Origin of the sequence: Aeromonas salmonicida subsp. salmonicida, assembly GCF_001643305.1 — a bacterium.
Classification (GTDB): Bacteria; Pseudomonadota; Gammaproteobacteria; order Enterobacterales; family Aeromonadaceae; genus Aeromonas; species Aeromonas salmonicida.
Genome location: NZ_LSGW01000070.1, coordinates 43,796 through 55,466, shown reverse-complemented (window position 1 = coordinate 55,466; position 11,671 = coordinate 43,796). Strand labels below are relative to the sequence as shown.

Below are 11,671 nucleotides of genomic sequence, written 5' to 3'. Positions count from 1 at the left end.
ATTACTTGGCCATCTCTTTTTCGACCAACTGGATCAGGATATGAATCACCTTGATGTGCACTTCCTGAATGCGGTCGGCATAACCAAAGTGCGGCACCCGGATCTCGACGTCGGCCAGACCCGCCATCTTGCCACCATCCTTGCCGGTCAGCGCTATCACCTTCATGCCCTTGGCATGGGCGGCTTCGATGGCCTTGAGGATGTTGCCCGAGTTGCCACTGGTGGAAATGCCGAGCAAGACGTCACCGCGACGGCCGACCGCTTCCACATAACGGGAGAACACATAGTCGTAGCCAAAGTCGTTGGAGACGCAGGAGAGGTGGCTGGGATCGGAAATGGCAATACCGGCATAGCCTGGACGGTTCTCGCGATAACGGCCAGTCAGCTCTTCGGCAAAATGCATGGCATCACAGTGGGAGCCACCATTGCCACAGGAGAGCACCTTGCCTTCCTGTTTAAAGGAGTCTGCCAGCAGTTTGGCGGCTGCCTCTATGTTCTTCAGATTCTGCTCATCTGCCAGGAACGCCTGGAGCACGCCAGCAGCTTCGGTCAATTCATTGCGGATCAGTTCTTGGTACATGATGTCTCTTCCAAAATGTGGGCGGCGTCATTGTCGCACAAGCCAATCCAATCGTCGCCCCCCAGCCAGCCAAGATGCCGCCTGCAGGACGTTATGCCGCTCACAGCGTGAAGGTAACGAGCTTGTAAACAGCTTGATAAGTTTGTGCGTATGAATTACAACAGGGGCCATGTCCAACAGGTCAGACCTCTGGATCAGTTAATCTACTGCTTAGCCAACTTCGGCAACTCATGCAAGGAGCGAAAAATGACGACGACCCTCACTCTGCTCGGGGTGATCCTGGTGATCGGCGCCATGGCTTATCGCCGGGCGTCTCTGTTCACATCCACGCTTGCCACGGCCGCCGCCCTGGTCGCTGGCACCCTCTATGGCAATGTCCCCCTGCTGGTGTGGGCACTGTTCGCCATGGTTGCCATCCCCCTCAACCTGGTGGATTTTCGCCGCAATCAGCTGACCAAGCCGCTGTTCAAGATCTACAAGTCGATCATGCCGGAGATGTCCCGCACCGAGAAGGAAGCCATCGAAGCCGGGACCACCTGGTGGGAAGCGGACCTGTTCGCCGGCAACCCGAACTGGAAGAAGCTGCACGCCATCCCGGTCAGCGTTCTATCAACCGAAGAGCAAGCCTTCATGGATGGCCCGGTTGAAAACGTCTGCCGCATGGTCAACGACTGGGAAGTGACTCACGAGCGGGCCGATCTCTCCCCCGAGGTGTGGCAATACCTGAAGGACAACAAGTTCTTCGCCATGATCATCAAGAAGAAATACGGTGGTCTGGAATTCTCCGCCTATGCCCAGTCCTGTGTGCTGCAAAAACTGTGTGGCGCCAGCGCCGTGCTGGCCTCCACAGTAGGCGTCCCCAACTCCCTTGGCCCGGGTGAACTGCTGCAACACTACGGCACCGATGAGCAGAAAGACCACTACCTGCCCCGCCTGGCGGTAGGCAAAGAGATCCCCTGCTTCGCCCTGACCAGCCCGGAAGCGGGTTCCGACGCCGGCTCCATTCCCGACTTCGGCATTATCTGCAAGGGTGAATGGGAAGGGGAAGAGGTGCTTGGCATGCGCCTGACCTGGAACAAGCGCTACATCACGCTCGCCCCTATTGCTACCGTGCTGGGTCTGGCCTTCAAGCTGCGCGACCCGGATCACCTGCTGGGTGACGAAGAGGAGCTGGGCATCACCTGTGCCCTGATCCCGACCCACATCAAAGGGGTCGAGATAGGCCGTCGTCACTTCCCGCTCAACGTGCCGTTCCAGAATGGTCCGACCCGTGGCGACAATGTGTTTGTACCGCTCGACTTCATCATAGGTGGCCCGGCCATGGCCGGTCAGGGCTGGCGCATGCTGGTCGAATGCCTCTCGGTTGGCCGCGGTATCACGTTGCCCTCCAACAGCACGGGCGGCGTCAAGATGCTGGCCCTGGCGACCGGCGCCTACAGCCGCATCCGCCGCCAGTTCAAGCTGCCCATCGGCAAGATGGAAGGCATTGAAGAGCCACTGGCCCGTCTCGGTGGCAACGCCTACATAATGGGCGCTGCCGCCAACCTGACAGTGACCGGTATCGATCTGGGGGAAAAACCCTCGGTCATCTCCGCCATCGTCAAATACCACCTCACCGACCGTGCCCAGAAGTGCATCATAGATGCCATGGACATCCACGGTGGCAAGGCCATCTGCATGGGCCCGAACAACTATCTGGCTCGTGGCTATCAGGGAGCCCCGATCGCAGTGACAGTAGAAGGGGCCAACATCCTGACCCGCAGCATGATCATCTACGGTCAGGGCGCCATCCGCTGCCACCCCTATGTCCTGCCGGAGATGCTGGCAGCCAGCCATCCGGACAAGGAACAAGCGCTGAAGGATTTCGACAAGGCCATGTTCAGCCACGTCGGTTTTGCCATCAGCAACCTGGTGCGCAGTTTCTGGCTGGGCTTGACCGGTGCTCGCTTCGCCGCAGCCCCTTACAAGGATCAGACCAAGGGCTATTACCAGCAGCTCTCCCGCCTCTCGGCCAACCTGGCCTTCCTGTCAGACATGGCCATGGGCACCTTGGGCGGCGAGCTCAAGCGCAAGGAGCGTGTCTCCGCTCGCCTGGGCGACGTGTTGAGTCAGCTCTACCTCGCCTCAAGTGCCCTCAAGCGCTATCAGGATGAGGGTCGTCAGCAGGCGGATCTGCCACTGCTGCACTGGGCACTGCAAGATGCCATGTTCAAGGCGCAAGAGGCGATCGACGAGCTGTTGCGCAACTTCCCGAACCGCTGGATTGGCCTTGCGCTGCGCGTCATAGTGCTGCCCCTTGGCCGTGACATGAAGCGCCCGAGCGACAAGCTGGACCAGCAAGTAGCCCGCCTGCTGCAAACGCCGAGCGAGACTCGCAGCCGACTGGCACAGGGTCAATACCTGACCCGCGAAGAGGGTAACCCCTTCGGCTTGCTGGAACAGGCGCTGGATGATGTGCTGGCGGCCGAACCGCTGTTTGACAAAGTATGCAAAGCTGACGGTATCAAGCGTCTGTTTATGCAACTGGACAAGGTAGCGGATGCGGGTCTGGCGCTCGGTGTGCTCAACCAGAATGAGGCCGACTTGCTGCGCCGGGCCGAAGAGAGCCGCCTGCGAACCATCAACGTCGATGATTTCGACCCCATCGACCTGGTTGCCAACAAGACCCTGTTCGAACCATCGGCCTATCACAGAGCAGCCTGATACGCAGAAAACGAACCTGACGCCTCCCATGTGGAGGCGTTTTTTATGGACCTGGATCACGATGACAACAAAGAGATTTCACAGATCAAATTTTATTTCTCAATAAGTTTCCTATCCTTAGTGAAGCAGTTAATGTAAGCACAGGATCCCAAACAGGATTGCATGATGGATGACCAAATCCTGATTATTGACGATGACGATCTGCCCCTTCAGGAACAGCAGCAAGCTGGATGGAAGGTGATGATTGTGGATGATGAGCCCGAAGTGCATCGCATCACCAAGATCACCCTGAGCAAGTTTGAATTCGATAACAAACCCATTGAATTTTTGCATGCTTATTCAGCAGCCAAGGCCAAGGAGTTGCTCGCCAAGACCCCGGACGTAGCTTTGTTGCTGCTCGACGTGGTCATGGAAGTCGATCACGCCGGTCTCGATGTGGTCAAATTCGTGCGCGAAGATCTGCAAAACAAAATGGTGCGCATCGTGCTGCGAACCGGGCAACCGGGGCAAGCGCCGGAAGATGATGTGGTCACCAACTACGACATCAACGATTACAAGGACAAGACAGAGCTCACCTCCCAGAAGCTGCGCACCCTGCTGCGGGCCAGCCTGCGTTCGTACCGCGATATTCGCACCCTGGAGAGCAATCGCCAGGGACTGGAAAAGGTCATTGAGGCTTCCAAGGGGATCTTCGAAAAACGGGCGCTACGCCAGTTTGTCGAGGGCGCGCAGGAACAGCTCAGCGCTCTGCTCAATCTGGAAGAGTCCCAGATCTATGACGTGAAGCAGCTTGCCTATGAGGTGAGGGATCAGATCCTGGAGCCTCTGCTGCCCGGCCACCCGTCCGTGCGACTTGTCGATGCTCCTGCTATTTTGCGTCAGGCCATGACCAATCGTGCCAACGTCTATGATGGCAACCAGATGGTGCTCTACTGTCAGAACCCCCGCCATCACCTGTTGTTTCACATCGAAACCACCCGTCAGCTCAGCCAGATGGACATGGGGTTGCTGAGTCTGTTTACCGAAAACATCATAGTGGCGCTGGAGAACATCCGGCTCAATGAGGTGATTGCAGATAACCAGCGCGAGATCATCTATCGCATCGGCGAGCTGGTGGAAACCCGCTCCAAGGAGTCCGGCCTGCACGTCAAGCGGGTTGCCCTCTACACTGAGCTGCTCTGCCAGCTGCTTGGCATTAGCGAGGAGCAGAGCGAGCTCATCAAGCGCGCCTCTCCCCTGCACGATATCGGCAAGGTCGGGGTCCCGGATGCGATCTTGCACAAGCCAGGCAAACTGACCCCGGAAGAGTGGGAGATCATGAAAACCCATGCCCAACTGGGGCAGGACATGCTCTCCGGCAGCGACCTGGCCCTGTTCCAGATAGGTGCCACCATAGCCGGTAACCACCACGAAAAGTGGAATGGCAGTGGTTATCCCCGTGGTCTCAAGGGAGATGACATTCCGTTGGAGGGACGAGTCGTGGCGCTGGCCGACGTGTTTGATGCTCTCGGGTCGGATCGCTGCTACAAGAAGGCGTGGCCGCTGGACAAGGTACTGGCGCTGATAGAAGAAGAGAAGGGACAGCACTTCGATCCCCAACTGGTGGAGTTGATGCTGGCCAATCTGGACAAGTTCCTCGAGATCCGCGATCAGCACAAGGATATCTACGTCGGGGATCATTGACCCCTTTCACACCCGTGCACCAACTGCCGCATATAAAAAAGCCGCCTCAACAGGCGGCTTTTTAGTGAAGGCCTGTTCGTTACTGTTCGGGCAAGTTCAGGTCCAGCTTGGCCTCGGGTTTGGCCCCTTCGCTTTCGGCCTTGTGCGCGGCCATCGCTTTCTTCATCGCACGGCGCTTTTGCAGCAAGATGAATCCCACCCCGCTGAGCAGGACAACCAGTATCCCAGCCCCGCCTAGCAACCATATCAACCAGCCGCTGCTCTCTTTCTCCTCAAATTTGACCTGGGTCGGTACCGCAACCGATGCCACAGGTGTAACCGGAGGGGGGGCCGCCTGCACGGGGAAAATATTGAACGATTTGACCGGCAGTATGACCTGGATCTCGCGGCCCAACCGGGTTGTCCCAAACAGAGTCGCACTCACCTCATACTGACCAACCGCCTTGAGCGCCGACAGATCCACTTCGACTTTGAACCCGGTTGCCACAGCACTGAAAGGCAGACTCTCATTGGTCGTGTTCATCGCCTTGCCTTTGACGACCACGGAGGCGGGATCCAGCTCATCGCCGTCGATCAAAAAAGAGAGCCGGGCACCGACCTCTTGTGACGGGGGCGTCAAGGTGAAGTTGACGGGGAGCGGATAGACAAGGACATCCTGAGACCTGGCCCGGGAGAAGACCTGATTGCCGGTGCTGTACAAAGCCCGATACTTGCCGGCCGGAACATCGAGCAGAGCCTCGGCGGTCATGACGCCATCTCCCGGCACCTCGTCGAGCCCCTTGCCATCATCAAGGTAGTGGCCAAGCACTTCATCCAGAATGGGCTCACCCTGCTGGGTATCATCGTTGAAACGCTGCAACTTCACCGTCATTCCGAGATCCGTGAGGTAATACCCGTCTTTGGGCGGCGCATCGTCAATCAACAGCCAGGATTTGAGTTTGATCACCTCCCCTTGATAGAGCTGGGTCGGCAACTGCTCGGTTTCAAGCTTGATGTTCGACAGGATCCGCACCCGATTGTCAGGGTCTACCTCGCCGATGGCCTGCCAAGGACCCGGCATGGGATCTCGAATGGTGATGAGATCATGGTCCTTGAGCGCCAACCAGCCCACCTCGGGTGGTGTGACCTTGCCGACATAGAGCTTGCTGCCATCGGGTCGCACCAGGATCACGGAGGAGGTGCCCGGCTTGCGCGTGACGATGAAGGTAATCTCCTTCACGCCATAATCGATGCGAAAGCGATTATCGAGCAGTGGAATGTCAGAGGGGGCAAACACCTCGTTGGCCGTGACCGTCAATGAGGTCAACAGCAGCAGGCCACTCCATAGCTTGCTCATTGCCGCCACAGGCAGGCACCTCCCTTCTTCTGGACCAGGTCTAACCTGGCCTCGTGCACCGCTTCGATATCGGCGCCGGCGCGCACTACCTTGAGCGGCGGACGATTGCTCTCCAGTCGACGAATGCTGGTGTCCTGATTACGCTCGCTTTCGCTGCTTTCGGTGGCCAGGTTCAACTTGGTCTGGCCACCCGTCATCAGCAGGTAAACGTCAGCCAAGATCTCCGCATCGAGCAAGGCGCCGTGCAGGGTGCGGTGAGAGTTGTCTATGCCGTAGCGATCGCACAGCACATCCAGGTTGTTACGCTTGCCCGGGAAAAGATCCCGCGCGATTGCCAGGGTATCCGTGATGCTGCAGATATCCCTGGTTTTGAAGTTGAGCCCGAGCTTGCCAAACTCATAGTCCATGAAGCTCACGTCAAAGGGGGCGTTGTGGGCGATAAGCTCGGCGCCACGAATGAAGTCGATGAAATCGTTGGCGATCTGACTGAACGAGGGCTTGTCCGCCAGGAAGACATCCGTGATGCCATGCACCTGGATGGCCTCGGGATCCACCAGCCGATCCGGCTTGATATAGACGTGGTAGTGATTACCGGTCAGCTTGCGGTTGATCACCTCCACACAGCCAATCTCGATGATGCGGTGTCCCAGATAGATGGGGCCACCTGCTGTGTTCATACCTGTGGTTTCAGTATCCAGAATGATCTGGCGATTCAGTTGGGGTGTGTTCATGATCCAATCTATGTCAAACTTCGGCCTTACCCGCTAGTTTACCCCAAGACTCACGCTAAAAAAGATCGATTGCTCATGTTAAAACACATTGATTTATACACGGATGGTTCCTGCCTCGGTAATCCCGGCCCGGGTGGCTATGGCGCCGTCCTGGTCTATGGCGATCACCGCAAGGAGATTTCCGGCGGTTTTCGGTTGACCACCAATAACCGGATGGAGCTGATGGCCGCCATCATGGGGCTGCGTACCCTCAATGCCGCCTGCCAGGTACGGCTTACCACCGACAGCCAGTATGTGCGCCAGGGGATCACCCAATGGATCATCGGCTGGAAGAAGAAGGGGTGGATGACCTCAAATCGTCAGCCGGTCAAGAACGTCGATCTCTGGAAAGAGCTGGATGCCGAAGTGGCCCGCCATCAGATCGAGTGGCTCTGGGTAAAGGGGCACTCGGGTCACCCCGAGAACGAACGCTGCGATGAACTGGCGCGCGATGCCGCCAGCGGCAAAGAACTCGCCGAAGATACCGGCTACCAGCCCTGACGTGCCATGCCCGGTGCCGCTATCGACTCAGGCAAACGCCAGCGACGACGCACCGGGATGAGCGGAAAACGCCGTTTGCGCGCCGCTATTACATAGACGGATGCAAACGGCCTGCAGTAATCCCGCCCCACACTCTCCCGCCACCAGCCGATCCGGCTCTGTTTGCCCATGAACGAATAGCCGAAGCGTTCGTCAAACATCACCTCACAACCGAGCAGTTGCAACCAGTCGGTGACCCGTGCCGGGGTGAACATTCGTGCCGACCAGGGCAGACGTTGGCGCAGGAAAGGCAGACAATGACCAATACCGACCAGACTGAGCGGGTTATAGCCGCTGACGATGAGCCAGCCATCGTCGGTCAGCACCCGCTCTGCTTCACGCAGTACCTGGTGGGGATCGGGCGAGAAGTCGAGGCAATGGGCAAGCAGACAGGCATCCACACTGCCGGTGCGTACCGGCAAGGCCAGCGGATCGCCCTTGATATCCAGCAAGCGGCCACTGGTCGCCACCCCTATCTGGTGACGAATGGAAGAGCAACCGCAAGAGAGCTCGGCGCTCAGGGCGCCCACTTTAAGCAGATGATAGCCAAACAGATGTGGGCACCAGCTATCGAGCCGCTCCTGGATCTCGGCAGCCACCCAGTCCCCCATGGGTAACGCCGACCAGCTGGTCGGGACCTCGATTTGTTGTTCGGTACGTGCCAACTGCATAATGGGGCTCAACTTGGGGTGCGAACGCCATCCAGTTATATAAGATACCCTCCCTAAAGAGAAGCTAACTCATGTATACCGTTATCACAGTTCCTGCCTTTACCGACAATTACATCTGGTTGATCAGACACGAAAATCACTGCTTGGTGGTCGACCCGGGCGATGCAGGCCCTGTGCTGGATCGGCTGGCTGCACTGGACTTGCAGCTCGATGCCATCTTGCTGACTCACCACCACCAGGATCATGTGGGCGGCGTCACCGCCCTGCTCAAGCATTTCCCCCATGCCAGATTGTATGGTCCCAAACATGACCCCATGCCTGATCACCATGGCCAGTGGCTCGATGACGGGGATCAGATCAACTGGCATGGTTTGAGCCTGGATGTCATTCATGTGCCCGGTCATACCCATGGCCATATTGCCTATCACGGCCATGGCATGCTGTTTTGCGGTGATACGCTCTTCTCCGGCGGTTGCGGTCGCCTGTTCGAAGGCACCCCGGCCCAGATGCATGACTCGCTGCAGCGGCTCGCGGCCCTGCCCGACGACACCCTCATCTATTGTGCCCACGAATACACTCTCTCCAACCTGCGCTTCGCCTACGCAGTCGAGCCCGACAACAAGGCGATCCAGCAGCGGATCGGCATGATCAGCAAACTGCGCCAGCAGGGCCTGCCGAGTCTCCCTTCTCGCCTGGGCGATGAGCGCGATTTCAACGTTTTTCTGCGTTGCGAGCAGGATTCCGTGAAATTTTCTGCTGAAAAATACGCCTTAAAATGCTTGGAAAATCCAGAGGATACCTTCGCCGTCCTGCGCAGCTGGAAGGACGTTTTTTGAACGAACCTTGATCAGGGGGCCATTGCCCCTTATGATGCCAGCTGTTTTTCAAGAGATGACCTGAGCGAGATGAAGGTACGAACGGCCTTATTGGCGGCGCTGTTTCTCAGCGGCTGCCAAAACCTGAGCCATCAGGATGATCGGGCGCTAACGGCAATCGAGCCGATCAAGTCCCCCCACGTCAACAAAAAAGCGTATAAAAAACATTCGACGCGCTTCCTGTTCGGTGACGAACAGATCGACGCACTGGATGACACGGATAACCTGTGGGTGCGTATCAGCGATGATATGCAGTTTGAACCACAGGACAATGCCCGTGTCAGCCAACAGCGTGATTGGTTACTGCGCAACGATAAGCATCTGGCGACCATTGCCAGCCGGGCTGAGCCCTACCTGTATCTGATGGTAGAGGAAATCGAACGGCGTGAGCTGCCAATGGAGCTTATTACCATTCCCATGATCGAGAGCATGTTCGATCCCCACGCCCGCTCCCGCAGCAATGCGGTCGGCCTGTGGCAATTCGTGCCTGCGACCGGCAAGAACTTCGGTCTGCGCCAGGACAGCTGGTATGACGGCCGACGTGATGTATTGGCCTCCACCAATGCCGCGCTGGATTACCTGGAGTACCTGAACCGCTTCTTTGATGGCGACTGGCTGCAAACTCTGGCTGCCTACAATGCCGGTGAAGGGCGCGTGCGCAACGCCATTGTGCGCAACCAGAAGGCCGGTCGTCCCACCGATTACTGGTCGCTCGATCTGCCCCGCGAAACCCGGATGTATGTCCCCAAGATCCTGGCGATGGCTGACATGATCCGCAATGCGGACAACTACAATGTCACCCTGCCGGTACTGGCCAACAAACCGCAGCTGCGGGTGGTCAATACCGGAGGCCAGATCGACTTGAACGTGGCGGCTCAGCTGGCGGGCTTGCGTCCGGCTCAGCTGAAAGAGGTCAACCCGGCCCTGAGCCGCTGGTCGACCTCTCCCCAGGGCCCCTATCGGCTGCTGGTACCGGTCGAATATGCCGATACCCTGGAGCTGGCGCTGGCCGATCTGCCACAGAACGAGCGTATCCGCACCCGCTCCTATCAGGTCACCAGTGGCGATACCCTCTCCCGCATCGCCCAGAATAACGGGGTGAGTGTGCAACAGCTCAAGTTGGCCAACAACCTGCGTGGCAACAATCTGCGCCGTGGCCAGACCCTGATGATCCCGACCGGCAGCAGCAAGGCTGTTGTCAGTCCGGCCGTTCAGAACAAGCCGCAGCAAGTCGCCAAGCGCAGCGGTGGCAAGCTCCAGTACAAGGTGCGTTCCGGCGACAGCCTCTGGAGCATCAGCCAGGCTCACGGGGTCAATCATGACGAGCTGGCAAAGTGGAACGGTCTCAATGCCAAATCGTCCCTGAAACCCGGCATGAAGCTGGTGATCTGGCCCAAGCAGGGCAAGAGCAGCAACAAGTCCATGGTCTATCAGGTACGCCGTGGTGACTCTCTCTCCGCCATTGCCGCCCGTTTTCAGGTTGCTGTAATGGATGTGATGCGCTGGAATCAGCTCGGCAAGAGTGACTATCTCAAGCCGGGTCAGGAACTGACCCTGTTCGTGAAGAACAGCAGCTGATTGTTCACCACTCCATAAAAAAACACCCCGCCAAGTGCGGGGTGTTTTTTTATCAAGTCTTGCTGCTCTTATCCGGGAACATCCATCAGGGAGTGATGGCCTGGGCCGAAAAGCGCGCCATGATGGGATTGTGATCCGAGGCATCGGTGGCCGGGCTGCTCACTTCCACCAGATCCAGATTGCGGTAATAGAGATGATCCAGCGGACGGCCAAATGCGGTACGGCGCAGATCCGGCACAGGAATGGCTTCCTGCAACCCCAGCTCCCCCACCAGCTTGTTCAACCAGAATTCCCGCTTGTCGCTCCAGGTGTTGAAATCTCCGGCCAGAATGACGGGCCCCTGATGACGGCGAATGAGAGCCGTCAGGTCATTGAGCTGTTCGCGGAAGGTGGCCATGCCCAGTTCGAAGTTGACCGCATGCAGGTTTACCACCAGCACACCGTCAGGATCGCCCTGCAAGGGGTACAGGCTGACCAGACCAGATTTTGGAATGCGTAGCAGAGGCTCGGGAGAACGAACGCCGCAGACGAAGGCCTGTGGCGTTTTGGCAACCGTCATGACGCCAAATGAAACGCCGCCCTGCGTAAAGGCTTGCAACTGTTGCCACTGAAACTCACCGGCCTTGAGCCAGTCCAGCATGTCCGGACGAGTCGCCGACTCCTGCAACAACACCAGATCCTGGGATTTGGCATACTCGTCCAGCCCCTCGCGCCAGTTTTTACGCTGACCTTTGTAGAGGTTCCAGACTGTGATGCCAAACTCGCGGGGCAAGGCGGTGGAGGCCAGCGCCACCAGTGGCGGCTTCTGGCAGTTGACGCCGGGAATGATGCCCTGCGCCGTGATCATATGATCCTGATCCGGTACCTCGAAACAGCCAACCAACCCCAACGTCAACAGCGACGTACCCAGAATGCGATAACTATTTTTCATTGGC

Annotated in this window: 10 protein-coding genes; 5 read left to right on the top strand and 5 right to left on the bottom strand. The window is 57.8% G+C overall.

The window, feature by feature from the left end; genetic code table 11:
- Nucleotide 1: 1 nt before the first annotated feature.
- Nucleotides 2–580 (bottom strand): D-sedoheptulose 7-phosphate isomerase, encoded by a 579-nt coding sequence (lpcA, locus tag AXW79_RS12445; RefSeq protein WP_005309841.1) that lies wholly within the window; start codon nt 578–580, stop codon nt 2–4.
- 246 nt (nt 581–826) lie between these two features.
- On the opposite strand from lpcA, the gene fadE reads away from it, so the two are divergent.
- The gene (gene fadE, locus AXW79_RS12440; protein ID WP_005309838.1) at nt 827–3,283 is read left to right on the top strand and encodes an acyl-CoA dehydrogenase FadE; all 2,457 of its coding nucleotides are present in this window, start codon (nt 827–829) and stop codon (nt 3,281–3,283) included.
- 165 nt (nt 3,284–3,448) lie between these two features.
- A complete protein-coding gene (locus AXW79_RS12435) occupies nt 3,449–4,966 on the top strand; it encodes an HD domain-containing phosphohydrolase (protein ID WP_005309834.1) in 1,518 nt (505 codons plus the stop codon).
- 79 nt (nt 4,967–5,045) lie between these two features.
- On the opposite strand, the gene AXW79_RS12430 is transcribed toward AXW79_RS12435, so the two are convergent.
- Nucleotides 5,046–6,302 carry a TIGR03503 family protein gene (locus tag AXW79_RS12430; RefSeq protein WP_005309833.1) on the bottom strand — a complete coding sequence of 419 codons (1,257 nt, stop codon included), beginning with the start codon at nt 6,300–6,302 and terminating at the stop codon, nt 5,046–5,048.
- Entirely contained in the window at nt 6,299–7,033 is a 735-nt protein-coding gene (dnaQ, locus tag AXW79_RS12425; RefSeq protein ID WP_005309830.1) for a DNA polymerase III subunit epsilon, read from the bottom strand. Before dnaQ ends, AXW79_RS12430 begins: the two co-directional genes overlap by 4 nt.
- A 75-nt stretch (nt 7,034–7,108) precedes the next feature.
- On the opposite strand from dnaQ, the gene rnhA reads away from it, so the two are divergent.
- The gene (gene rnhA / locus AXW79_RS12420; RefSeq protein WP_005309827.1) at nt 7,109–7,573 is read left to right on the top strand and encodes a ribonuclease HI; all 465 of its coding nucleotides are present in this window, start codon (nt 7,109–7,111) and stop codon (nt 7,571–7,573) included.
- Here the strand turns inward: rnhA and AXW79_RS12415 are convergent.
- Complete coding sequence (locus AXW79_RS12415) at nt 7,561–8,283, bottom strand: class I SAM-dependent methyltransferase (RefSeq protein WP_005309825.1); 723 nt, start codon at nt 8,281–8,283, stop codon at nt 7,561–7,563. The genes rnhA and AXW79_RS12415 overlap by 13 nt on opposite strands.
- Nucleotides 8,284–8,354: 71 nt before the next feature.
- On the opposite strand from AXW79_RS12415, the gene gloB reads away from it, so the two are divergent.
- Both gloB and AXW79_RS12405 read left to right on the top strand, forming a co-directional pair.
- On the top strand, nt 8,355–9,119 hold the full coding sequence (gene gloB / locus AXW79_RS12410; RefSeq protein ID WP_005309822.1) for a hydroxyacylglutathione hydrolase: 765 nt from the start codon (nt 8,355–8,357) through the stop codon (nt 9,117–9,119).
- 69 nt (nt 9,120–9,188) lie between these two features.
- The gene (locus AXW79_RS12405; RefSeq protein WP_043143728.1) at nt 9,189–10,736 is read left to right on the top strand and encodes a lytic transglycosylase; all 1,548 of its coding nucleotides are present in this window, start codon (nt 9,189–9,191) and stop codon (nt 10,734–10,736) included.
- Nucleotides 10,737–10,821: 85 nt separating this feature from the next.
- On the opposite strand, the gene AXW79_RS12400 is transcribed toward AXW79_RS12405, so the two are convergent.
- A complete protein-coding gene (locus tag AXW79_RS12400; protein ID WP_011898910.1) occupies nt 10,822–11,667 on the bottom strand; it encodes an endonuclease/exonuclease/phosphatase family protein in 846 nt (281 codons plus the stop codon).
- Between the last annotated feature and the right edge of the window lie 4 nt (nt 11,668–11,671).

Coding starts and splice junctions, on each gene's coding strand:
- fadE (WP_005309838.1), top strand. CDS start 827: ATGACGACGACCCTCACTCTGCTCGGGGTGATCCTGGTGATCGGCGCC.
- dnaQ (WP_005309830.1), bottom strand. CDS start 7,033: ATGAACACACCCCAACTGAATCGCCAGATCATTCTGGATACTGAAACC.
- rnhA (WP_005309827.1), top strand. CDS start 7,109: ATGTTAAAACACATTGATTTATACACGGATGGTTCCTGCCTCGGTAAT.
- AXW79_RS12400 (WP_011898910.1), bottom strand. CDS start 11,667: ATGAAAAATAGTTATCGCATTCTGGGTACGTCGCTGTTGACGTTGGGG.
- AXW79_RS12405 (WP_043143728.1), top strand. CDS start 9,189: ATGAAGGTACGAACGGCCTTATTGGCGGCGCTGTTTCTCAGCGGCTGC.
- AXW79_RS12415 (WP_005309825.1), bottom strand. CDS start 8,283: ATGCAGTTGGCACGTACCGAACAACAAATCGAGGTCCCGACCAGCTGG.
- AXW79_RS12430 (WP_005309833.1), bottom strand. CDS start 6,302: ATGAGCAAGCTATGGAGTGGCCTGCTGCTGTTGACCTCATTGACGGTC.
- gloB (WP_005309822.1), top strand. CDS start 8,355: ATGTATACCGTTATCACAGTTCCTGCCTTTACCGACAATTACATCTGG.
- lpcA (WP_005309841.1), bottom strand. CDS start 580: ATGTACCAAGAACTGATCCGCAATGAATTGACCGAAGCTGCTGGCGTG.
- AXW79_RS12435 (WP_005309834.1), top strand. CDS start 3,449: ATGGATGACCAAATCCTGATTATTGACGATGACGATCTGCCCCTTCAG.